Annotated in this window: 21 protein-coding genes; 3 read left to right on the top strand and 18 right to left on the bottom strand. The window is 63.3% G+C overall.

From position 1 onward, the window contains the following. Nucleotides 1-23: 23 nt before the first annotated feature. The 3 genes from SB753_RS21895 (at nt 24) to SB753_RS21885 (ending at nt 1,478) form a co-directional block, all read left to right on the top strand. Nucleotides 24-470 carry a flagella synthesis protein FlgN gene (locus SB753_RS21895; protein ID WP_410801786.1) on the top strand — a complete coding sequence of 149 codons (447 nt, stop codon included), beginning with the start codon at nt 24-26 and terminating at the stop codon, nt 468-470. 418 nt (nt 471-888) lie between these two features. Continuing rightward, entirely contained in the window at nt 889-1,071 is a 183-nt protein-coding gene (locus tag SB753_RS21890) for a type II toxin-antitoxin system HicA family toxin (protein ID WP_408188220.1), read from the top strand. Then, complete coding sequence (locus SB753_RS21885) at nt 1,068-1,478, top strand: type II toxin-antitoxin system HicB family antitoxin (protein ID WP_410801784.1); 411 nt, start codon at nt 1,068-1,070, stop codon at nt 1,476-1,478. Before SB753_RS21890 ends, SB753_RS21885 begins: the two co-directional genes overlap by 4 nt. 72 nt (nt 1,479-1,550) lie before the next feature. On the opposite strand, the gene SB753_RS21880 is transcribed toward SB753_RS21885, so the two are convergent. The 18 genes from SB753_RS21880 to motA form a co-directional block, all read right to left on the bottom strand. Continuing rightward, entirely contained in the window at nt 1,551-2,285 is a 735-nt protein-coding gene (locus tag SB753_RS21880) for an RNA polymerase sigma factor FliA (protein ID WP_020070741.1), read from the bottom strand. Nucleotides 2,286-2,313: 28 nt separating this feature from the next. Further along, nucleotides 2,314-3,183 carry a MinD/ParA family protein gene (locus tag SB753_RS21875; RefSeq protein WP_408188221.1) on the bottom strand — a complete coding sequence of 290 codons (870 nt, stop codon included), beginning with the start codon at nt 3,181-3,183 and terminating at the stop codon, nt 2,314-2,316. Further along, complete coding sequence (gene flhF / locus SB753_RS21870) at nt 3,176-5,167, bottom strand: flagellar biosynthesis protein FlhF (RefSeq protein ID WP_410801781.1); 1,992 nt, start codon at nt 5,165-5,167, stop codon at nt 3,176-3,178. Before flhF ends, SB753_RS21875 begins: the two co-directional genes overlap by 8 nt. A 361-nt stretch (nt 5,168-5,528) precedes the next feature. Then, entirely contained in the window at nt 5,529-7,631 is a 2,103-nt protein-coding gene (flhA, locus tag SB753_RS21865; RefSeq protein WP_020070737.1) for a flagellar biosynthesis protein FlhA, read from the bottom strand. Then, complete coding sequence (gene flhB / locus SB753_RS21860; RefSeq protein WP_392392861.1) at nt 7,628-8,833, bottom strand: flagellar biosynthesis protein FlhB; 1,206 nt, start codon at nt 8,831-8,833, stop codon at nt 7,628-7,630. Before flhB ends, flhA begins: the two co-directional genes overlap by 4 nt. 217 nt (nt 8,834-9,050) lie before the next feature. Next, entirely contained in the window at nt 9,051-10,367 is a 1,317-nt protein-coding gene (locus SB753_RS21855; RefSeq protein ID WP_410801779.1) for a DUF3443 domain-containing protein, read from the bottom strand. 15 nt (nt 10,368-10,382) lie between these two features. Beyond that, nucleotides 10,383-10,919, bottom strand: coding sequence for a DUF2844 domain-containing protein (locus tag SB753_RS21850; protein ID WP_204522551.1), 537 nt, complete (start codon nt 10,917-10,919; stop codon nt 10,383-10,385). 261 nt (nt 10,920-11,180) lie between these two features. Further along, the gene (gene cheZ / locus SB753_RS21845) at nt 11,181-11,891 is read right to left on the bottom strand and encodes a protein phosphatase CheZ (RefSeq protein WP_020070733.1); all 711 of its coding nucleotides are present in this window, start codon (nt 11,889-11,891) and stop codon (nt 11,181-11,183) included. 1 nt (nt 11,892) lies between these two features. Then, nucleotides 11,893-12,288: a chemotaxis response regulator CheY gene (gene cheY, locus SB753_RS21840; RefSeq protein WP_006050905.1), complete on the bottom strand. Its 396-nt coding sequence runs from the start codon at nt 12,286-12,288 to the stop codon at nt 11,893-11,895. Between the two features lie 59 nt (nt 12,289-12,347). After that, on the bottom strand, nt 12,348-13,436 hold the full coding sequence (locus tag SB753_RS21835; RefSeq protein WP_027776958.1) for a chemotaxis response regulator protein-glutamate methylesterase: 1,089 nt from the start codon (nt 13,434-13,436) through the stop codon (nt 12,348-12,350). Nucleotides 13,437-13,441: 5 nt separating this feature from the next. Then, nucleotides 13,442-14,239: a chemoreceptor glutamine deamidase CheD gene (gene cheD / locus SB753_RS21830; protein WP_088176163.1), complete on the bottom strand. Its 798-nt coding sequence runs from the start codon at nt 14,237-14,239 to the stop codon at nt 13,442-13,444. After that, on the bottom strand, nt 14,236-15,168 hold the full coding sequence (locus SB753_RS21825; protein WP_410801776.1) for a CheR family methyltransferase: 933 nt from the start codon (nt 15,166-15,168) through the stop codon (nt 14,236-14,238). Before SB753_RS21825 ends, cheD begins: the two co-directional genes overlap by 4 nt. A gap of 201 nt (nt 15,169-15,369) precedes the next feature. Beyond that, the gene (locus SB753_RS21820; protein WP_410801774.1) at nt 15,370-17,223 is read right to left on the bottom strand and encodes a methyl-accepting chemotaxis protein; all 1,854 of its coding nucleotides are present in this window, start codon (nt 17,221-17,223) and stop codon (nt 15,370-15,372) included. A gap of 43 nt (nt 17,224-17,266) precedes the next feature. Beyond that, nucleotides 17,267-17,797, bottom strand: a complete 531-nt coding sequence (locus SB753_RS21815; RefSeq protein WP_020070727.1) for a chemotaxis protein CheW — start codon at nt 17,795-17,797, stop codon at nt 17,267-17,269. A 63-nt stretch (nt 17,798-17,860) separates the two neighbouring features. Beyond that, nucleotides 17,861-20,143, bottom strand: coding sequence for a chemotaxis protein CheA (gene cheA, locus SB753_RS21810; protein ID WP_410801772.1), 2,283 nt, complete (start codon nt 20,141-20,143; stop codon nt 17,861-17,863). Nucleotides 20,144-20,230: 87 nt separating this feature from the next. Beyond that, a complete protein-coding gene (locus SB753_RS21805; protein WP_020070725.1) occupies nt 20,231-20,608 on the bottom strand; it encodes a response regulator in 378 nt (125 codons plus the stop codon). An 84-nt stretch (nt 20,609-20,692) separates the two neighbouring features. Then, a complete protein-coding gene (gene motB, locus SB753_RS21800; protein WP_020070724.1) occupies nt 20,693-21,700 on the bottom strand; it encodes a flagellar motor protein MotB in 1,008 nt (335 codons plus the stop codon). A gap of 19 nt (nt 21,701-21,719) precedes the next feature. After that, nucleotides 21,720-22,580 carry a flagellar motor stator protein MotA gene (gene motA, locus SB753_RS21795; RefSeq protein WP_006050895.1) on the bottom strand — a complete coding sequence of 287 codons (861 nt, stop codon included), beginning with the start codon at nt 22,578-22,580 and terminating at the stop codon, nt 21,720-21,722. Nucleotides 22,581-22,626 lie beyond the last annotated feature (46 nt).

The raw sequence follows: 22,626 nt of genomic DNA, 5'->3' as shown, positions 1-22,626 counted from the left end.
GTCGTTTTCAGCGAGTTGTTGAGATGAAAGACGCCCTGCTTGCCACCCTCATCGAAGAGTATTCCGCCGTCGAGGCGTTCGCCTCCGTTTTGACGCTGGAGACGAAGGCATTGACTGCCTTGTCGCCGGTTGAACTGCTGCCGCCGGTCATCGACAAGAAAACCGAACTGATCGGCGAGCTCGCGCAGCTCGAAACCCGCCGCGACGAACTGCTCGCCGGCATGGGTTTTCCGGGCGGTTGGGCCGGCATGGAACTCGCGGCCAGCACCGACGAGCGGCTCGCCGAACAGTGGTCGCTGCTGCAAAAAGCGGCCGAGCGAGCGCGCCGCTTCAACACGAGCAACGGTGAACTGATTCGCGTGCGCATGGATTACAACCAGCGGGCGCTCACGGCGTTGCAGGTAGCGTTGCCGCAAAAGGCCAACTTCTATGGCCCGGACGGACGCATTCCGGCGCGCGCAGCGGTGTGATGCCGGGTGACGCTGGCACTCAGCTTCAGCGTCTCCTGCTCGCTACCCTGAATGCTGCTTATATCGCGATACAGGCCTCGCATTGCTTTGCGGCGTTTGACACCAACGCCTGACTCGCCCGCAACTTCGTGATGCGTGGCTAGCTCGCCGCAGCAACGCAGCCGGCTCAAGCAGCCTCGCGTGAACAGAAGGGTTCGTCGTCTCGACGAGCCCTTTTTGTTTTCTATCTCCTCGCCCTTCGCTCCCCGCCCGCCGCAGCCATTCGGCAGGAGGCGCGAATCCGTCGCGCACGATCAAATCTCCTCTTTTCCCTAACGAAGTTTTCCGCTGCTAGCGGGCGTGCCGACGCATCGCGGCAAGCGGAAGCTAACTTCATCTAGCGAGAGTGTGTAATCGTGTGTGATTCGAGGAGTGCAATATGAACAGTGCCGAAGTCGTCAAACTTATTCAGGCGAACGGCTGGCGGCTCGTCCGCATATCGGTCAGCCACCATCATTTTCGGCACGCATTCAAAGCCGGGCTCGTGACCATCCCTCATCCCAGGAAGGATCTGCCGGCCGGCACGCTGAACAGCATCTTGAAACAGGCAGGGCTGAAATGAAAAATCTGATCTTCCCGATCGCAATCGAGGCAGGCGACGCACAGCACGCGCTCGGCGTCGTCGTGCCGGATATTCCGGGCTGTCACTCGGCGGGAGATTCGCTGGAAGAAGCGTACGCGAACGCGAAAGAAGCGATCGAGGCGCATCTGGATACGCTGCTCGATGAAGGCTTGCCGATTCCCGAAAGGCTGACACTAGACGAGCATCGGCGTAATCCTGACTACGCGGGTTTCACGTGGGGTTTCGTGACAACCCGGAATATTCCCGCGCTGAAAAAGGCGGTACGCATCAACATTTCGTTGCCCGAAGCGCTGGTGCATGAAATCGACGAATACGCGCAGGCGCGTGGCATGTCGCGTTCCGCTTTTCTCGCGCTCGCGGCCGAACATGAAATGGCGGACGCATGACGGAAGGCGCGGGTAACGCCCTCGCTTCACAACTCATTGCCCCGCTGAGCGTTAGCTCACGAGGCAAGCCGCTCAGGTTGCCTCGGCATTCGCCCACGCCATCTCGCGCAAGCGCGTGCGCAAACGCGCTACCGCCTGGCTGTGCAACTGACACACGCGCGACTCGCTGACTTCCATCACCGCGCCGATTTCACGCAGGTTCATGCCGCGCTCGTAGTAGAGCGACATCAGCAACTTCTCGCGTTCCGGCAAGCGGTCGATCGCCTCGACCAGCGCCGAGCGCAGACTGTCGTCGAGCAAGGCGGAAAGCGGGTCCGAATGATCGACACAGTAGCGGTCGAGAAACGGTTCGTCGTCCGCAGAACGGTCGAAGTCTTCGTAGTAGATCAACTGGCTTCCGTGGAGATCCTGCAACATCGACTGATACTCGTCGAGTGGCATGTCCAGGTGTTCGGCAATCTCGGTTTCGCTCGCCGAGCGGCCCAGATTCTGCTCCACCTTGTGCACCGCCGTCTCCACTTCTCGCGACGTGCGCCGCAAGCTACGCGGCAACCAGTCGTTGCTGCGTAGTTCGTCCAGCATCGCGCCGCGAATCCGCTGGCTCGCGTAGGTTTCGAACTGCGCACCCTGATCTTCCTTGTAGCGACTCGCGGCATCCAGCAAGCCAATCATGCCCGCCTGAATCAGATCGTCGAGATCGACGCTGGCCGGCATTTTTGCAACGAGCTGCAAGCCGAGTCGACGCACCAGCGGTGCGTACTTCGTCAAAACATCGGCTTGGGAAATCTTTCCCTGAGCGTTATACATCGTGCTCCCCTTGTCCTTGTGCCGCCTCTCAGGCGTGCTGCGCAGACGGTTGGTCGGCGTGTTGCGCCGCTGTAACTGCCGCAGGCGCCATCCATGGCGTTTGCGACGACATCGCTGGCCGCATCGGCCAGTACTGCAATTCGGCTGCGAGGTGGCGGAAGTCGCGCGCTGCCGGTGTCGACGGAAATGCGTCGACGACACAACGCGACAACTCCTCGGCTCGCGCCATCCGCGCATCCGCGGCAATGCAACCGGCGTCTTCCAGCGCCACCGCGAGGTAACGCCCGGCCACGCCGGCCAGGTTTGCAAAAGCAGTGCGCGCGTCTTCCACGCTCTGCACGTGATTCACCAGCACGCGAAACTGCGCGATCGCATGCGCGTAGTGCAGGCGCTTCATGCACGCATACGCGTCGGTGATCGCCTGTGCCGCCATGCGCGTGACGATCATCACGTCGTGAGCCTGCATCGCGAGCGCCGAGAGGTGCCCTTGCTGATCCAGTTGCGCGTCGATCAGCACGATGTCGGCCGAACCGCCCAGCACCACGCTGAACTGCGCCGCGCTATAGCCTTCGCGATGCGCACGTGAAGCGGCGAGCACCGAGAAGCCGAGCGCGTGCCGCAAAGCGGCTTCGTCGAGCGTCATCTCGCCGCGCATGACGGCGGCAAAGTTGCCCGCGCCGCGCACGCTGCCGAGCATCGCGCTCACTGACTTGTCGCCCACGCACTCGTCGATCACGAGCACATCTTTCCCCTGCTGCGCAAGCGCCACCGCAAGGTTCATCACTGTCGCCGTACAGCCGGCGCCAAGTGAGCCGCCCGTCACCGCAATCACGCGCGAGCCGCTCCGCGCGAGAAGGCGCCGCAGTCCTTCTGCCTGATCGGAGACGAGCTTATCCAAAGCGGACCTCGTGCAATTCGGCCGTCGAGCGCGCGGACAGCGCGGACAGCAATGCCGGAACATCGTCGTCATGCGGCACGAATGGCGAGTGATCGCGCGGAATGCAGAACGCGCTCTTGATCAGAAAACGTTTGGTCGCGACGTACAGGTTCTCCGGCACTTTCTGACCGGTCGACACGTAGTGCACCGGCAGCTTGTAGCGGATCACCGTATCGAGCACGCCGCCCAGGTTGGTCGCCTCGTCGAGCTTGGTCAGAATGCAGCCGGCGAGCGGCTGTTGATCCGGTCCGCGCTGATAGGCCTGCACGACTTCATTGAGCGTGTCGCCGTGGCTCGTTGCGTTGAGCAGCAACAGGCGTTGCACGGGCTGGCCCGCACGGCTCAGCATCGCGATCTGCTCGGAAACAAGGCGATCGCGCTGGCTCATACCGATCGTGTCGATCAGCACAATGTGCTTGTTGCGTAATTCGGAGAGCGCGAGTTGCAGGTCGGCGCTGTCTTTCACTGCATGAACCGACACGCCGAGAATCTTGCCGAAGATGCGCAACTGTTCGTGGCCGCCGATCCGGTAACTGTCGGTGGTGAGCAGCGCCACTTTGCTGGCGCCGAAACGCATCACGCAGCGCGCCGCGAGTTTTGCGGTGGTCGTCGTCTTGCCGACGCCCGTCGGGCCCATCAGCGCAAAGACGCCGCCGCGTTCCATCAACGTGTCTTCATCTTCCATGACCGGCAGATTCGATGCGAGCACCGAGCGCACCCAGTCCATGCCGTCGTCCATGTTGTCGACTTCGTCGGGCAGGTTCGCGACCATCATCTGCACGAGCTGCGCGGAAAAGCCAGCGGCGAAGAGATGCTTGGTGAGCGACGCGTGTGCCGGATTCCGGCGCTGACGATCGCCCCACATGAGCCCGGCGAACTGTTCTTCCATCATGCCGCGCATCGAAGAAAGCTCGTTCATCACGGTTTCTTTGACGACCTGCTCCATGCGCGCCTTGATCGCTTCAGCGACGGCAGCAGGCGTGCGCGAGTCGTCGGTCGGCGGCAGCGTGGTCGGTGCGACCTTCTGCGCGGCGCGCCGTGCGGCAACCTGCGCGGCTTCGCGGGCCCAATCAGGCGTGTTGTCCGCCTGCGACGCAGCGGCCTTGCCCGGTTCCACGGCAGCGCCAAGACCCTTGGCCATCGCGGCGGCCGGCGTCATCGCGCCCGGACGTGTGTTGTATTCGCTCTGCGGCTCGTGGTCCGCGGCGATGCGTCGAGCGTGATCGATCAGCCAGGGATTCGATTCGGCCATCGTACGCGGCGCGTGGAGGTCCGAGGCCGGTGCTGCAGAGCCGGACGGCACGCCGGCGGCCTTCAGCAGATCGGCGCGGATGTCTTCGTTCAAACGAGCGGCGGCTGCGCGCGCGCTCGGCTGTCCGACGTGAATCTGTTGCGGTTGCGGCGCCGACGCGGGCTTCGTGGCCATGCCCGGGGCACCCGGCAATGCGGTCTTGCGCGAGTCGGCCTGGCCGGCCGACGCCTTGGCTGCATTCATCGCGGCACTCATGGCCGCGCTCGGAACGACCTTCGCAGCGGGCTGTGCATCGTGACTCGCGGCCAGCGCTGAGTCGGCGAAGCTGCCCGTCGTTTCGGTGCCGGCTTCCGGGCTCGCGCCGAACACCGACGAGAACACGTCCGGCATGCCGCTCGCGTACGGATTGGCCTGCATCGGCTGCGCGGCGGACATTGCGCGCGGCGCATTCAGCGCACTCGGCGCGGGTTGCGCAGCCGCTGCATTCGTCGATGCGAATTGCGCTGCGCTCGCGTCTGCGCGCGGAGCCTTCGGCGTGATTGCCGCGAGGTCGCTGTCGGCCAGGGCGACGATTTCGACGCTGCCGTCGTCCATCGTTCGATTGGACAGCACGACCGCGTCGGCACCCAGCGCTTCGCGCACGAGACGCAGTGCGTCGCGACTGGTAGCACCGATAAATTTACGAATGTTCAAGCTGGACCCCCGATGAGGTATACGGACTGACGGACCGGCAACACACCGCTTCCCATTGAGATCATTATTGCGAAACGTGACGACCGACGATCGGTGGATAAGGGCTGTTAAACGTGGGTAATTCGAACGATGGACGGATGCCGCGATTCGCAACTCCTGCATCTATCGAATGACTCGCGCGCCGGACGATTGCTTCCGGGTCCCGCAGGCGAAGCATGGACGAGCCAATACGTCGGCGGTACGAAAAGTCAGGCGCGGAAATGAAAACCGGCGCCCTGGGGCGCCGGTCAATATGCAGGTCGTTGTCGAGCCGGGAAGCAAACGCAACTCGCCGATCGCAGTCACGCTCGTCGAACGCGCTTTAACCGTGTGCGCCGATCAGATTCACGACCTTGATGTTGCGCGTGTCGGGTACTTCCGCATACGACAGCACCTTCAGTTGCGGCAGGCTGCGGCGCAGGAAGCGCGCGAGCATCGGCCGCAATGCATGTTGCACGAGCAACACCGGCGCGAGCCCAAGGTTCTGCTGGCGATTCATCGCCTTCTGCGTTTCGTTCATCAGCGTATGCGCGAGGCCAGGCTCGAGACCCGGGTTGGAGCCGGTCGAAAGCGCTTGCGACAGCACGCGTTCGAGATTCGAGTCGAGGCCCATCACCTGCATGTCGCCGGTGCCGGGGAACCACTGCTGCGTGATCGCGCGGCCAAGCGCAAGGCGCACGGCGGCGGTGAGATCGTGTGCATCGGTGATCTTCGGCGTGTGTTCCGACAGCGCTTCGAGAATCGTGCGCATGTCGCGGATCGGCACGCCTTCTTCCAGCAGGTTTTGCAGCACCTTTTGCAGCGTGGTGAGCGGCAGCGACTTCGGCACCAGATCGTCGACGAGCGACGGCGTGTCTTTCTGCATCCGCTCGAGCAGCGCCTGCACTTCGCGGCGACCGAGCAGTTCCGACGCATGCGTGACCACCAGGTGATTCAGGTGCGTCGCAACGACCGTGCTCGAGTCGACCACCGTGTAGCCGTACACCTGCGCCTGTTCGCGCAGATTGGTGTCGATCCAGATGGCCGGCAGACCGAATGCCGGGTCCTGGGTCGGCGTGCCCGGCAGCGCAGCGGAAACCTGGCCGGGGTTGATCGCGAGCCATTGACCCGGATACGCCTCGCCGACGCCCACTTCCACGCCCTTGAGCGCGATCCGATAACCGTTCGGACGCAATTCCAGGTTGTCGCGGATGTGAATGACAGGCGGCAAGAAGCCAATTTCCTGCGCAAACTTCTTGCGGATGCTTTTGATCCGCTTGAGCAACTCGCCGTCGGAATTCTTGTCGACGAGCGGAATTAGCCGGTAGCCCACTTCGAGGCCGAGCGTGTCGATCATCGTCACGTCGTCCCAGCTTGCTTCCGCGTTTTCGATCGGTGTTACGGCTGCCGGTGCGACATCCACGAGCGCGGTCGTGTTCTTGCGTTCTTCGGCACGCTTTTTCATCGTCCGGCCGAGTTGGATCAAACCGCCGCCGAGAATCAGAAACGCAAAATGCGGCATGCCCGGAATCAGGCCCATCAGCACGAGAATGCAACCCGTGATCGCCAGCACGCGCGGGTTCGTAAAAAGCTGCCCGGTGAGCTGTGTGCCGATGTCTTCGTTCGTCGCGACACGCGACACGATCACACCGGCAGCGGTCGAAATCACGAGCGACGGAATCTGCGCGACCAGGCCGTCACCGATCGTCAGCAGCGTGTAGTTCTTGCCCGCCGACGCGAAGTCCATGCCGTGCTGAACCATCCCCACGATCAACCCGCCGAAGATGTTGATCACCATGATCAGCAGGCCGGCAATCGCATCGCCGCGCACGAACTTGCTCGCGCCGTCCATGGAACCGTAGAACTCGGCTTCCTGCGAGACTTCCGAGCGACGCTTACGTGCCTGTTCTTCGTTGATGAGACCGGCGTTCAGATCGGCGTCGATCGCCATCTGCTTGCCGGGCATCGCGTCGAGCGTAAAGCGCGCGGACACTTCCGCGATACGCCCCGCGCCCTTCGTGATCACCATGAAGTTGATGACCATCAAAATGATGAAGACGACGATACCGACCGCGAAGTTGCCGCCCACGAGGAAGTGGCCGAACGACTCGATCACCTGGCCGGCCGCGTCAGGACCCGTATGGCCTTCGAGCAGCACGACTCGCGTCGACGCAACGTTCAGCGACAGCCGCAGCAAGGTCGAGAACAGCAGCACGCTCGGGAAAGCGGCAAAGTCGAGCGGCTTCATCGTGTACATGCTGACGAGCAGCACCATCACGGAAAGCGCGATATTGAAGGTGAACAGCAGATCCAGCAGGAACGGCGGCAACGGCAGAATCATCATGCCGAGGATCATGCAGATCAGCACCGGGCCGGCTAGGGCGCGTAAATTGGTGCCGCTCAAGGCATCGGGCCGTCGAGCGAGGAAACCGGCGCGAGCGTTCATGCGGAGGCTCCGTTATCGTTAGCGGGGTTAAGCGTGTCGGCGGCTTCCTGATCGGCTTCTTCATCCGATACACCGCCCTTGTCGAGTTCAGCGGGCACGTCGAGCTCGGTCGGTGCGACCGGCACGTCGCCGCCGTCGGTTTTGAAGCGCCGCAACTGGTACACCCACGCGAGCACTTCGGCGACCGCGCCATAAAGCTGGCCGGGAATCTCGCGATTCAGTTCGACGTTGTGATACAGCGCGCGGGCAAGCGGCGGCGCTTCGAGCAGCGGCACATTGTTTTCGGCGGCCAGCTCGCGAATCCGCGCGGCCACCAGGTTCACGCCCTTGGCTACCACCTTCGGTGCGCGCATCTCGCCGTCCGTGTATTGCAACGCGACCGCGAAGTGCGTCGGGTTCGTGACCACGACGTCGGCCTTCGGCACCTGCGTCATCATGCGGCGGCGGGCAATCGCGCGCTGCTGCTGGCGAATCCGGCCTTTTACGTGCGGATCGCCTTCGCTTTCGCGGTGCTCGCGCTTCACTTCTTCCTTGCTCATGCGCAGCTTCTTGTGGAACTGCCATAGTTGATACGGCACATCCATCGCGGCCACGACGAACATGCCGGCCACCGTCATGCCGCAGCACACGGCAATCAGATGCACGGTGTTCGCAAGCGCAAGGTGCAGCGGCTGCGTGGCCAACGCGAGAATTTCCTCGCGTCGATTCCAGATCGCGGTGCCGCCGATCACGCCCACCACCAGCGTCTTCGCGAGCGACATGACAAGCTGGATAGGGCCGTTGATCGAAAAGATCTTGCCGAGGCCTGCAATCGGATTGAGACGGTCGAACTTGGGCTCGAGCCCTTTCGCCGACAGTTGCCAGCCGCCCAGCGCCATTGGCGCGAGCAAGGCCGCGGCACCCGTGACCGCGAGAATCGGCAGCAATGCGGCGAGCCCTTCGCGGCTGGCGGAACCTGCGCCGATCAACATGCGACGGGTCTCGAAAGCGGACGCGTGATCGAAAGTGAAGGCAGCGCGCAGCATGCCCTGCAAATGTTCGCCGATGCTGCCGGACATGCCCCACACGCCGAAAAAGCCCGCCGCGAGCAGCGCGAACGTCGACAGCTCCCGCGAACGCACGATCTGCCCTTCCTCGCGCGCTTTCTGCAAGCGCCGGGGAGTGGCTGATTCGGTTTTTTCGAGGTCGCTTTCCTCTGCCACAAAGCTCTCCAGTCGGCCGAGGCACAACGCCTCTTTCCAGTGAGAGCGATTATTCCCGCTCGGCGCAAGCACCGATCGGCGGATAAGGAAGGGGAAACGGGGGCTTTTCGGGGGATGGGCAAGCGCGGCGTGGACCCGCGCGAAGCCGAAAAAAGAAACGCCCGCGCGGGGTCGCGCAGGCGTTGTGGACAGCGGTCAGGCTTTGCGTGGCGGCAGGTTAGCTTGCGTAAGCCACGAAAGGCGCCTGGGTGCCGCCGATCGGCCGCAGATCGAAGCCGTGATACACGTGGCGTCCGTAGAAGAACGGCAAGCCGAGGTCGAATGCGGCGAGACCGCCGACCTGACCCGCCAGATCGTTGAACGCGTAGTTGGTGCCGTTGCCGAACAGCGTCGATGCACTGACGATGCCGATATTGGCCGTCGCCTTCACGTTGTTCAGGCCGGCCAGCGTGATAGAGCGGGTTTGCGCGGTGGACGGGCAATAGAAGCCCGAGAAATTGCTGCCGCACAACGTGAGCGAGCTATCGCTGAAGAAATAGCCGTTCGAGCCCGAATCCAGGAACGCCGTCACCGTGTTGCCGTTGAACACGCTGTTGGTCAGATCGCCGAAGTTATCCGTCGTGAAAGTCTGTGCCGATCCGAGCGCATTGTTCGACTGCGTGCCGATGCCGAACACCAGCGTGCCGGTGGCCGACGGCGCCCCGCTGTTCGAGATGGGCGGCATCTGCACGATCACACCGTTGTTGTCGACCGGGAATTTGGCGACCGGATTGGCCACCTGATTCGCCAGCGCGACCGCGGTGCGAGCGCAAGACGTGCCGTTCGGACACGCGAAGTAATTGCTGTAAGTCGCCGCAGTAGAGGCATTCGCGCACGTGGCGCCGCAATCATAAAGCGCGGTGCCGATGCCGATGATGCCGTTCGCGCCCAGGTCGCTCGCCGTGTTTTCCGCCGAGCCGCTGCCGCAACCGGCTGACGGCACGGTGCTCGCGTCTTTGTCGCCGATCACCTGGATCGGAACCGCAGATGTCGTGGTTTCGCCGCCGATGGTGACGGCAGCGGTACGCACGGTGCCCCACGTGTAGCCGTCGGCGAACGTCGCGCATTCGGCAAGCTGAGCGCCGCCCGAGGTCGCGGTGACCGGCAATGCTCTTTGCATCGCCGCATTCAACGCCCCGCCGACGATGCGCAGGCCGAACGAGCCCGTGTCGACCTGAATGTTGTTGATGGTCTGGCAGGTCGTGGTGCCGGGCGCGCACAGCGTCACGCTGATCGTGGGTATGTTGATCACACCCGTGGCGCCGTGGGCGACCGTGATCGGCACGGTGTTCGCGGCTGTCGCGGCGATCGGCTGCTGGGTTGGGCTGGCTGGCAAGGAGCCGCTGATCTGACTGCCTGACGAGCCGCCACTGGAGCTGGAACTGCCGCCGCTGTCGCCGCCGCCACCGCACGCGGCGAGCGCCGATACCAGCGCGACGGTCGCCACAACCTGCATCCAGTTCTTGAGTTTCATCGCAATATGCATGGTTCGCATCGTTCGTCCTCGCCGTTACTGGATGTCTGAGCTGCTGACGCCGGCCGGCAGCGCGGGCGGCAGCCATGCACGGCCGCTAAAAGCGCCCATGTGACCGCCGGACTGCACGACGAGCGTGCTCTGATCCACCGCAACCGGCCCGCGAGCGCCGCCGCGCGCCGCGCGCGCCGCCTTCACACCCGCGACGTACTGCGGAAAGTAACTACCGAGCATTTCATTCAGATCGGGCATTTGCGGACCGCTCCACGCGATGCCGAACACGGTGCCGTCAGCGGACAGATATTCGCGCACCACCGTGCCGTTGCCGAGCGTGGTTTCACGAACGGTATAGGACGCGGAAGCCGAAGCGGAAGAAGCCGCACCGGATGCCGAGCGCATCACGGCGTTCGCCGACGTGTCGGCAGGCTGGAACTTGCGGGACGAAACCGACGCATCTGCCGGAGGCGACATTGGGGCGCCGCCGAGCGCCGCGTGAGCGGACTGCACGGCCGTCAACGAACAGGGCAAAACAAGCGCCGTAACCACACCGGCGCGACGTACACGACTCCACATAACGAGACTCCTCCCTGGCTGCTAGCCGGCGCAAGCTCATGCCAACCGGCTGCAAATAGGCAAATCATAGGGCACGGACGGGGCCGCATTGCCGAGGAATACCTCGTCGTGCAGGCCGCTGGTGATAGCGTTCACCTTCGGCCGCGCCGCTGCTTGACCTCGTAGTATGCCTGCGGTTTGTGTCGATAGACAGCACTCGCGCGCGGGAGCGCGCCTTGCTATCCATACTGGCTGGCCTCGCGCCGCAAGGGCGCGGGCCGCTCAGAAACCGAGGCTGGCGAGCAGATCGTCGACCTGCGACTGGTCCTGCACGACGTCGGTCTTGCCTTCCGGATTGATCTGCGGACCGTTCAGCAGATGCTCGGGGCTGCCGGTCGGAGATACTTCGGCGACCAGCGCCGCAGCATGCGCCGCGAACTGCTCGCGCCGCTCGAGCGCGATGTTTTCGACGAGCACGCCGAGCAACTGCTGCTCGATCAGGTACACGACGTCAGTGATCTTCTTGATTACCTGACCGGTCAGATCCTGGAAATCCTGCGCCAGCATGATCTCCATGAGCTGCGAATTGGTCGCCGTGGTTGCGGCGGGCACGCCGCGCAGAAATTCGCGCGTATCGTTCATCAGCGCGCGCACTTCCGCGCGTTCGATCGGCGCCGCGTACCATTGCTCCCAACGCGCGTCGAGTTCGCCGGCGTCTTTCTGCAACTGCTCCTGGATCGGCTTCGCGACATCGATCGAGCCCAGCACGCGCTCGGCGGCCTGCTCGGTCATGTTCGCGATGTACTTCAGACGGTCGCGTGCATCGGGTACCGCTTCGGCCGCGCGCTCGACATGCTTGTCGAGGCCCAGCTCGCGCATCGAATCACGCAGCGTACGTGTCAGTTGTCCAATGCGGGCAAGAATGCGGTCTGACGCGAAGTCGCCGCTCTCGTTGACCGCTTCAGCGCCTTGTGCATTGGTCGGCAGGTTCACATCAGCTCCCGGTCTTGGCCATCTTTTCGAGAATCTTGTTGAGCTTCTCGTCCAGCGTCGCGGCCGTGAACGGCTTTACGACATAACCGCTCGCGCCGGCCTGAGCCGCCGCGATAATGTTTTCCTTCTTCGACTCGGCCGTTACCATCAGCACCGGCAGGTGCTTGAGGTTTGCATCGGCGCGGATCTCCTTGAGCATGGCGAGACCGTCGAGGTTCGGCATGTTCCAGTCGGAAATCACGAAGTCGTAGGTGCCGCCGCGCAAACGGGCGAGACCGGCCTGGCCGTCTTCGGCTTCGTCCACGTTGCCGTAGCCCAGCTCTTTCAGGAGGTTGCGAACGATCCGGCGCATCGTCGGAAAATCGTCAACAACCAGAAACTTCATTGCCTTATCCATTTGATTCCCTTTACTTGATTCACGGTGCGGCGTGTGACCGCCTCAATTCGAACGGCGCATCATACCCGCTGAACGCGATCGCCCATCGACGCAAGCCGCGCCATTACGCGCCGGCACATATCCGGCAGCGACGCGATTTCGTCCGCCGCGCCCAGCGCAATCGCTTCACGCGGCATGCCGAACACAATGCAACTCGCCTCGTCCTGCGCAAGGGTGTAAGCCCCTGCCTTTTTCATATCCAGCAGACCTGCGGCGCCATCGCGCCCCATTCCTGTCAGGATCACTCCGACCGCATTCTTGCCCGCGTGCTGCGCGGCGGAACGGAAGAGCACGTCCACCGAAGGACGATGCCGGTTCACCGGCGGATCATCCGACAGATGCGCGATGTAGTTCGCACCGCTACGGGCAAGCAGCAGGTGAGCGTGGCCTGGGGCGATATACGCATGTCCCGGCAGCACACGTTCGCCATGCTCTGCCTCTTTAACGGTAATCCGGCACAAACCATTGAGGCGTTGCGCAAAAGATTTTGTGAAACCCGGCGGCATATGCTGTGCAATCAGCACCGCGGGTGCATCCGGCGGCAGCGGCACGAGCACTTCGCGGATGGCTTCCGTGCCGCCCGTCGACGCGCCGACGATGATCAGCTTCTCGGTACTCAGCAGCGGATTGTTGAAAAGCGGCGCGGCGCCGACAGGCGCATGTCCGGCGGCAGCCGGCGCATGATGCACCGGCGCGGCCTGGCGCACACGAGCGCGCGCCGCGGCGCGAATCTTGTCGGCGAGCTTTTCCGAATAGTCGAGCATGCCGTCGCGAATGCCGACCTTCGGCTTCGTCACGAAATCGACCGCGCCGAGTTCCAGCGCGCGCAGCGTGATTTCATTGCCGCGCTCGGTCAGCGAGGACACCATCACGACCGGCATCGGACGCAAACGCATCAGCTTCTCGAGGAAGTCGAGACCGTCCATGCGCGGCATTTCGACGTCGAGCGTCAACACATCGGGGTTGTGCTGCTTGATGAGCTCGCGCGCGACCAGCGGGTCGGGAGCGGTTGCAACGACGGTCATGTCCGGCTGGCTATTGATGATTTCCGTCATCAAGCTGCGGATCAGCGCCGAATCGTCGACGCACAATACTTTGATCTTTTGCACAGCGCTCACGCCTCCTCTGCGGTTCTGGCGTTTGTTGAATTAGTCGGGCGCGGGGTCGAGCCGAACAGTTCGATGCGCGATCTTGGCGCGCCCGCGCCATTCGCTGTTGTGCCGCCTGAGCCGTTGCCCGAGCCACCGCTTGAGCCGAACAGTTCGATCTTCGGCTTCGTGGCGGCTGGCGCTGAAAACAGTTCGACCCGCTTTCTCGCGGCGGCAAGCCGCTCAGCGCGCGCTTCGGCGGTTTGTCGCACGAGCGCCTGTTCGCGCTCGGCCACACCCGGGTCCTGCTGCAGACGCAGCTTCTTCACCATGACCTGGCCGGTGCGCGGCATGAATGCCACCTTGCGCGGATGCGAGCCTTGCAAATCCTCTGCGACGATGCGGATCTTTTCGAGCGCGAGATAACGGCGCACGAATTCCGAATTGCGATCGCCGATGTTGATCGTCGTCATGCCCGCGAGCACCGCGCCGCCGCCGAACACCTTCGCTTCGAAACGGTCGCGCCGGCCGCCCGCCTTGATGAGTTCGTTGATCAGCACTTCCATCGCGTAGGCGCCATAGCGCATCGAATCAGACGCGGCCTGGCCGACTTCCGCGCCGTCGTCGGGCAACATGAAGTGATTCATGCCGCCGATGCCGGCCGTGCGGTCCTGAATGCAGGCCGCTACGCACGACCCGAGTACGGTGACGAGCACCATGTCGTCATGCGTGGTGTAGAACTCGTTCGGCAACAGCTTCACGCCTGGGCGTTGGAAGTGGTTGTCGTAATAGAGATTGGTCGCGATAGGCAAGGCGCTGCTCATACCGTCACCCCGCTCGTCGCCGGCGTGCGTGCCGGTACGCGCGCGCCTGCAGCATCGCGCGTCAGTTCATAGACGGTCTGGCCGCGCAGCTTGAAAGCCTGCGTGACGTAGGTGAAGTTTTCCGAGTGGCCGGCGAACAGCAGGCCGCCCGACTTCATCAGCGGCTCGAAGCGGCTCAGCACCTGAGCTTGTGTCGGCTTGTCGAAATAGATCATCACGTTGCGGCAGAAGATCGCGTCGAACTGCGTGCGCAACTGATAGTCCCGATCGGTGAGGTTCAATTGCTCGAAGCGCACCATCGCGCGCACCTGCGGACGCACCTTGACCATGCCCGCATGCGCGCCCGTGCCCTTCAGGAAAAAGCGCTTGAGCCGCTCGGGCGAAAGGTGCTTCACCTGGTCGAACTGGTACATACCGGCTTCGGCTTTCGCGAGCACTTGCGTGTCGATGTCGGTCGCGAGCACCGTGGCCTGACGCGCGCCGGTCTCGCCCAGCGCTTCGATTAGCGTCATCGCGATCGAATACGGTTCCTCACCGGTCGAGGCCGCCGAGCACCACACCGAAACGGGCTGCGCGCGGCGCGGCACGAAATCGGCCAGGATCGGAAAGTGATGCGCCTCGCGGAAAAACGCGGTCAGGTTCGTCGTGAGCGCATTCGTGAATGCTTCCCACTCGGCGGGATCGTTTTCCGCTTCGAGCAGATCGAGGTATTGCTTGAACGAGTCGAGGCCACGGGCGCGCAGCCTCCGGGCGAGACGGCTATACGCCATATCGCGCTTGTGATCGGAGAGCGAGATGCCGGCGCTGCGGTGAATCAGTTCGCGAATGCGTGTGAAGTCCGCCGAAGTGAAATCGAAATCACGTCCCTGTTCGCCGGATCTGACCGGTTCTGCCCGGTCGGTGCGTTGCTGTGCGCGCGTTGCCATCATGAAAGTTCCTGCCTGCGATACGAGCCATCACGCTTGCGCGACGGAGCTGCCGGCGAGCAAGGGACTGTTTTTGCGGGGTCGCGCCCGCCCGCAAGAATCACCACCATGCAGTCGGCCCGCGACACGCTGTAAGAGCGTGCTCCGATGATTCGCGCCACATGGAGCGAGATACCGAATGACTGCATGTTTCTTCGTCATTTCTTAAAACGTTTCCCAGTCCGCGTCCGAGCCCGCCGACGCTACGCTGGCGGCAGCCGGCCGTGGTGCGGGTGCGGATGCCGCGGGCGGCGTCTTCGGCTTGAGCGCCGGTTCGACGCGCGCCGCGCCTGCTTCGTGATTGCCTGAAGCGGAAGCGGTGCCGCCTGCCGTTACTGCATTTGCCGTTGCTGCTGCGGGCTGCGCCGGTCGCGCTGCGCTTTTCGTCACTGTCTTGCTCTTGCTCACCGCCGCCCGCGCCTTCACCTGCGGCTCGGCCTGCGCGGCGAAACTGCGAGCGGGGCTGCTGGCGACTTTCCAGCCGCTCAGCACCGCTTGCAACTGACGCGTCTGATCTTCGAGCGAGCCTGCCGCTGCCGCCGCTTCTTCGACGAGCGCGGCGTTCTGCTGCGTCACCTCGTCCATCTGCACGACTGCGCGGTTCACCTGTTCGATGCCGCCCGATTGCTCCTCGGACGCCGCGCTGATTTCGCCCATGATGTCGGTCACGCGGCGCACGGCCTGCACGATCTCGTCCATCGTCGTGCCGGCACGTCCGACGAGTGCCGAACCGCTTTGCACCTTGTCGGTCGAGTCGCCGATCAGTTCCTTGATTTCCTTCGCGGCACTCGCGCTGCGTTGGGCAAGGCTGCGCACTTCCCCGGCCACGACCGCAAAGCCGCGGCCCTGTTCGCCGGCACGCGCCGCTTCCACCGCCGCGTTCAGCGCCAGAATGTTGGTCTGGAATGCAATGCCTTCAATCACGCCGATGATGTCGACAACCTTGCTCGAACTGCTCGCGATGTCCTGCATCGTCGTGACGACCTGGCTCACCACCTCGCCGCCGCGCGTCGCGATGTCGGACGCATTCACAGCGAGCTGGCTTGCCTGGCGCGCGTTCTCTGCGTTCTGGCGCACGGTCCCCGTGAGTTGCTCCATGCTCGATGCGGTTTCCTGCAACGAGGCGGCTTGCTGTTCGGTACGCTGCGACAGATCGGTGTTGCCCATCGCGATTTCGCGCGCGCCGGTGTCGATCGACTCGGTGCTGCTGCGAACCGCGGTGACCATCGACGCCATGCTTTCCTGCATCCGCTTGATGCCGGCAAAGAGGCGGCCGATTTCGTTGCGGCTTTTCACCTCGATCGCTTCCGACAGATCGCCCGCGGCGATCCGCTCGAAGCATTCGGTTGCGTCCTGAAGCGGCTGCACGATGAGGCCACGCAGCGCGAAACGCAGACCGATCACGAGCAGCAGCGCGAGTGTGGCAAACGCGATGATCAGCGTCGTCATCAGCGAGATGTTCGACTGCGCATCCGCCTGCTGGTCCACGGCCTGTTGCTGCAGGTTCTTGATCACCACCGACGCCACGTTGTCATACGAGACGAACATCGGGCTGATCTTCGTATCGGCGATCGCGTGGTACGCGGCCATGTCGTTCGCCCGCAACGCCGCGAACTCCGGCTCCATGCCGTCGCGCACGAGCGCCGTGCGGCGCGCGAGCAGTTCGTCCATCTGTGCCTGGTCGACGCCGGTCTTCGGCGCGTCGACGTAGGTCTGCCAGTTCTTGTTGCTGAAGCCGTACAGCTCCACTGCACGGTCCAGAACCTTCTTGGCCGTTTCAGTGTCGCCAGCGGCTGTCAGCGCGGTAAAGCGGTCCAGCGAAACGCGCGAGCGCAGCAGGTATGCCGAAGCGTCGTCGAGCGCATGAATCGCCACCAGATCGCCGCGCGCGATGCGGTCGAGCGACTTGCTCGCGCTGCCGAGCGCCGTCAACCCAAGTACGCCGACCACCATGGTCAGCGCGACGAGAATGATCCCCACTAGCGTGAGCGATGTGCGAATCGACCACCTGCTTAGCATCTCAATGCTCCCTGTCACTAACTTTTCTGAACGCCGCGGGCTGTTAGACGCCGAGCGTTTCGATGAGCGCCATCTCGCGGCTCGTCATCAGCTTCTCGATGTCCATCAGGATCAGCATGCGGCCGTCGACGGTGCCGAGACCCGTGAGGTACTCGGTCGTCAGCGTCGCGCCGAATTCCGGCGCCGGCATGATCTGGTCGATGGCAAGCGTCAACACGTCGGACACGCCGTCCACCACCATGCCGACCACGCGATGCGCGACGTTCAGGATGATCACGACGGTCTGGTGGTCGTACTCGACGCGGCCCAGATGGAACTTGATGCGCATGTCGACGATCGGCACGATGATGCCGCGCAGATTGATGACGCCCTTGATGAACTCGGGTGCATTCGCGATGCGCGTCACGTTGTCGTAGCCGCGGATTTCCTGCACCTTCAGAATGTCGATGCCGTACTCTTCGGCGCCGAGCGTAAAGACGAGGAATTCCTGACCGCCGGCGTCGGCCTGCTGCGCATCGCGGCGACCATTCGTCGCGTTCGCGACGCTCGAATTGATGGATTGAACTTCTGCCACGTTAGCCCCCAAACGGTTGGGATAAATTAAGTTGAGTGAGTGTTACGACAAATTTGACGGACATCATGCGAGACTCATTGCGCCATGCGCGTTGCGCGACTCGCGGTTCAGCGCCGCCACGTCCACGATCAGCGCGACGCGGCCGTCGCCGAGAATGGTCGCTGCGGAAATGCCGCGCACCTTGCGGTAGTTCGTTTCAAGGTTCTTCACGACCACTTGCTGCTGCCCCACCAGTTCGTCGATCAGCATCGCAAAGCGACGCCCTTCGGTTTGCATGATGGTGACGATGCCTTGGGTCGGCTCCTGCTTTGCGCCGTCGACGTTGAACACTTCGTGCAACGCGACGAGCGGCAGATATTCACCGCGCACGCGCACCACGCGCTCGCCGTTGGCGACCGTGTAAATGTCCTCGGCTTGCGGCTGCAGCGACTCCATCACGAAGTTCAGCGGCAGAATGAAGATCTCGTTGCCGACCTTGACGGACATGCCGTCGAGAATCGCCAGCGTGAGCGGCAGAACAATGCGGGTGGTGCTGCCCTTGCCGGCGTGCGACGTGATTTCCACGTGACCGCCCATCGACTGGATGTTTCGCTTCACCACGTCCATACCGACGCCGCGACCCGACACGTCCGTGACCTGCTCCGCCGTCGAAAAGCCCGGCAGGAAGATCAGGTTCCACACTTCCTCGTCGGTCATCGTTTCGCTGACCTGCATGCCCTGCTTCGCAGCCTTCGCGAGAATCTTGTCGCGGCGCAGACCGGCGCCGTCGTCGCTGACTTCGATCACGATGTTGCCGCCGTGATGCGCCGCCGACAGCACGAGCTGACCGGTCGAGGCCTTGCCCGCCGCGCGCCGCGCTTCCACGGTTTCGATGCCGTGGTCGAGACTGTTGCGCACGAGGTGGGTCAACGGGTCGATGATCCGCTCGATCAGGCTCTTGTCGAGTTCGGTGGCTTGACCGAAGGTGACGAGTTCCACTTCCTTACCGAGTTTGGCCGCGAGATCGCGCACGAGACGCGGGAAGCGGCTGAACACGTAGTCCATCGGCATCATGCGGATCGACATGACGGCTTCCTGCAGATCGCGCGCGTTGCGCTCGAGCTGCGCCATGCCGTTGAACAGGCGATCGTGCAGCGCCGGATCGAACGTGCTGGTGGTTTCCGCAAGCATCGCCTGCGTGATCACCAGCTCGCCGACCAGGTTGATCAGTTGATCGACCTTCTCGACGCCCACGCGAATCGAGCTGCCTTCCGCGCCGCCTGCCGCCGCTGCCGGACGTGCGGCCTTGCGATCCTGCTCGCCGGCTGCCGCGGCCGCGGCCGCCGGTGCGCTGGCCGCAGGCGCTTGAGCCGCTGCGGGAGCCGGAGCTGCCTTGGCGGGCTCGGCGGCGAGCGCCGGAGCAGGCTGCGCGACCGTCGCGGCAGGCTCCACGGGTGCTGCGGTATTAGTGGCGGCCGAAGCCGCCGGTGCTGCTTGCGCCGGAGACGAAGGCTCAGCGTCGGGCGTTCCAGGTTCGCCTTGCTGAGCACCGTCCGCCGGTGCGGTTCCGCGGCCGATCGAGATCTGACTTTCGTCGATCACGAAACAGCACACGGCGATGATGTCGTCGGACGTAACATCGGTCTGAAGCCACAGCGTCAGATCGCCGCCGCTCTTGACCTGCCCGACGATGTTGCCCAGGTTACCCAGCTCTTCGGCAAGGAGTTCCTGGTCCTTCTCATCAACGCCCCGTAGCGTAATTTTCAGGTGCGGACCGGCGGCGTCGTCCGCGTCGCCGGTTCCTTCGGCTTGCCCGGTCTGTGCCGGTTCGCCGTCATTCCATTCGCCCGCCGCCTGCACCGCCTGTTCGACGACGTGTTCCGGCGGACTGCCTTCTTCTACTGTTGCGAATTCCTCGATCGGCGCGGTCACCGCGACTTCGACCGGCGCCGCAGCAGCCGGCGCAGCCACGCCGCGGCTTTCCGCGTGCAACTGTTCGAGCTTCGCGCAGATCGCCTTCGCAACCGCCGCGTCGGGCTCTGCGCTCGCGCGGTAGTCGGCGAGCTGGCCCGACAACACGTCCTTGGTTTCGAGGAACGTGTCGATCATGTCCTTGCGCAGCACGAGTTCGTTGTTGCGCGCACGGTCGAGCAGCGATTCGAGGATGTGGGTCGTCTCCGTCAAGGCTGTAAAGCCGAACGTCGCCGCGCCGCCCTTGATCGAATGTGCCGCGCGGAAAATTGCCGCGAGGTCTTCGGGGTCTGGGTGCGCGATGTCCAGATTGAGCAGCAACTGCTCCATCTGCGCGAGCAGTTCGTCCGCTTCGTCGAAGAACGTCTGATAGAACTGAGTGATGTCGAGTGTCATGCCTGGGTCACCGCGAGAGTTCCTGTCTAGGCTTGGGCTACCGTGCCGCAGCGTCGAGAGCTTCTATAACTTGTCTAAGGTTGATGCTTATGCCTGATCTGGCTCGGCCAGCGCCGCCACCAGTTCGGTGAGCATGTCGGGGTCGAGCGGCTTTTCGATCCAGCCGGTCGCACCTGCTTCACGCGCCGCGGCTTTGAACGACTCGCCCGATTCCGTCGTCAGGACGAGGATGGGCGTCGCCGTGTAAGCCGGATTGCCGCGCAGTTCGGAGATCAGATCGAGGCCGGTCTTGCCCGGCATGTGCTGATCGGTCAACACCAGGTCGAACCGCACGGCGAGCGCGTTTTCGAGCCCTTCCGCGCCGTCCGCGGCGAGCGTCACCTCATAGCCGGCCGCCGTCAGCGTCGCGGAAAGAATCTGCCGCATCGATGCCGAATCGTCGATTGCCAGGATATGCCTGATCATGAAAACCTCGCTGCACTTACGCTATGTGTCGCCTCGCTGTCCGCGCCAGTGAGGCGCATGGAGCAGCGGGACGACCGCCTTCTGTTACTGAGCCGCCGGCGCTACCGCCGGTACCTTGGGCGCGGCCGTCGCCGGCTGCGCCAGTTTTTGCAGCAGCGGCTTCGAGCCGGCTGCATCGTCCGACAAGGTCGTCGTAGTGGAGTCGTCGTGATCGAGCGCCTCCTCTGACTTCCTGTTCAGAACGATGATGCTGATGCGGCGGTTTTCCGGATCCATCGCGTCCGCCTTATTCAGGTTCTGCGTCGACGCGAGGCCGAGTACACGCATTACCTTTGCTTCGTCCATGCCCCCGGCGATCAGCTCGCGGCGCGACGCATTCGCGCGGTCCGCGGACAATTCCCAGTTGCTGTAGCCCTTCTCGCCGCCCGCGTACTGCGCGGCGTCGGTGTGTCCTTGCACGATGATGCGGTTCGGCACATCGTTCAGCGTGTGGCCGATCTCGCGCAGAATGTCGCGCATGTACGGCTCGACCTGATCTCTCGCGGTCGCGAACATCGGCCGCTTCTGCGAGTCGACAATTTCGATGCGCAAGCCGGTCAGCGTCGAATCGATTCGTATCTGCTGCTTGAACTGGCGCAGCACGGGATTCGCTTCGATCGCGGCCATCAGCTTCACTTGCAGATCGTGCAGCCGGACCTGCTCGCGTCGCTCCAGCTCACCTTGCAACTGCTTCATCGAGTCTTCGCTGCTGTGCGAGACCGTGCGCTCGGCGCGATTGTTCGTACCGTCCGTTGCGCGCGTCACGCCTTGCGCGTCGGTCGAGATATCGCGGCCGCCGCCCTTCAGAATGCTCGAATCTTCCGCGCTGCGGTCGCCGCCCCACAGCGTGATCTTCAACGGCTGGTTGAAGTATTCCGCGATGCCTTTCAACTGCACCGTGGATGCCGAGCTCAGCAGCCACATCAGCAGGAAGAACGCCATCATCGCGGTCATGAAGTCCGCATACGCGAGCTTCCAGGCGCCGCCATGGTGGCCGGCCTTCTTCGGCGCAGCGCGCTTGACGACAATGGCGCGGTCTTTGTCCTTGCTCATCGGTTCGTTCCCGGCGCCCTTACTTGGCCTTCACGCGGCGCACGTGCTCTTCGAGCTCGGCGAACGACGGACGCTCGGTCGAGAAGAGCACCTTGCGGCCGAACTCGACGGCGATCGCCGGTGCGTAGCCATTCAGGCTCGCGAGAATCGTCACCTTGATGCACTGGAACATCTTGGTCGACTCGGTCACGCGCTGTTCGGCGACGCTCGCAAGCGGCCCGATCAGCCCGTACGAAAGCAGAATGCCGAGGAACGTACCAACCAGCGCCTGCGCAATCATTTCGCCGAGTACTGCCGGCGGTTTGTCGGCGGACGCCATGGTGTGCACCACGCCCATCACCGCGGCCACGATACCGAACGCCGGCATTGCGTCGCCCACCTTGTTCAGCGCATGAGCGGGCGCTTCGCCTTCCTGGTGATGCGTCTCGATCTCCTCGTCCATGAGGCTTTCGATTTCGAACGCATTCATGTTGCCGCCCACCATCAGGCGCAGGTAGTCGGTCAGAAACTCGATGATGTGATGGTCAGCGAGAATCTTCGGGTACTGCGTGAAGATCGGACTCTTCGACGGATCGTCGATGTCCGCTTCCAGTGTCAGCGTGCCTTCCTTGCGCGCTTTGGCGAGCAGGACGTAAAGGAGCGCCATCAGCTCCATATAGACGTCCTTGTTGTACTTCGCGCCCTTGAACAGGGTCGGAATGACGCGCAGCGTTGCCTTGATCGTCTTCATCCCGTTTCCGAGGATGAACGCGCCTACGCCGGCGCCGACGATCATCAGCACTTCAACGGGCTGCAACAGCGCGCCGAGATGGCCGCCTTCCAGCGCGTAACCGCCGAAGACGGACAAAAGCGTCACGAGTGTTCCCACGAAAATCAGCACTGCGGAGCCCTCACAAAGAAGCGACGGTGACCGTCGTTAAACTGGT

It is taken from the genome of Paraburkholderia sp. SIMBA_053, assembly GCF_046534895.1.
Classification (GTDB): Bacteria; Pseudomonadota; Gammaproteobacteria; order Burkholderiales; family Burkholderiaceae; genus Paraburkholderia; species Paraburkholderia caledonica.
This window is presented reverse-complemented; position numbering and strand designations above follow the sequence as displayed.

Excerpts from the sequence above, each read along its gene's own strand:
- SB753_RS21895 (WP_410801786.1), top strand. The coding sequence starts at position 24 with ATGAAAGACGCCCTGCTTGCCACCCTCATCGAAGAGTATTCCGCCGTC.
- SB753_RS21890 (WP_408188220.1), top strand. The coding sequence starts at position 889 with ATGAACAGTGCCGAAGTCGTCAAACTTATTCAGGCGAACGGCTGGCGG.
- SB753_RS21885 (WP_410801784.1), top strand. The coding sequence starts at position 1,068 with ATGAAAAATCTGATCTTCCCGATCGCAATCGAGGCAGGCGACGCACAG.
- SB753_RS21880 (WP_020070741.1), bottom strand. The coding sequence starts at position 2,285 with ATGTATAACGCTCAGGGAAAGATTTCCCAAGCCGATGTTTTGACGAAG.
- flhA (WP_020070737.1), bottom strand. The coding sequence starts at position 7,631 with ATGAACGCTCGCGCCGGTTTCCTCGCTCGACGGCCCGATGCCTTGAGC.
- SB753_RS21855 (WP_410801779.1), bottom strand. The coding sequence starts at position 10,367 with ATGCGAACCATGCATATTGCGATGAAACTCAAGAACTGGATGCAGGTT.
- SB753_RS21850 (WP_204522551.1), bottom strand. The coding sequence starts at position 10,919 with ATGTGGAGTCGTGTACGTCGCGCCGGTGTGGTTACGGCGCTTGTTTTG.
- cheY (WP_006050905.1), bottom strand. The coding sequence starts at position 12,288 with ATGGATAAGGCAATGAAGTTTCTGGTTGTTGACGATTTTCCGACGATG.
- cheD (WP_088176163.1), bottom strand. The coding sequence starts at position 14,239 with ATGAGCAGCGCCTTGCCTATCGCGACCAATCTCTATTACGACAACCAC.
- SB753_RS21825 (WP_410801776.1), bottom strand. The coding sequence starts at position 15,168 with ATGATGGCAACGCGCGCACAGCAACGCACCGACCGGGCAGAACCGGTC.
- SB753_RS21820 (WP_410801774.1), bottom strand. The coding sequence starts at position 17,223 with ATGCTAAGCAGGTGGTCGATTCGCACATCGCTCACGCTAGTGGGGATC.
- cheA (WP_410801772.1), bottom strand. The coding sequence starts at position 20,143 with ATGACACTCGACATCACTCAGTTCTATCAGACGTTCTTCGACGAAGCG.
- SB753_RS21805 (WP_020070725.1), bottom strand. The coding sequence starts at position 20,608 with ATGATCAGGCATATCCTGGCAATCGACGATTCGGCATCGATGCGGCAG.
- motB (WP_020070724.1), bottom strand. The coding sequence starts at position 21,700 with ATGAGCAAGGACAAAGACCGCGCCATTGTCGTCAAGCGCGCTGCGCCG.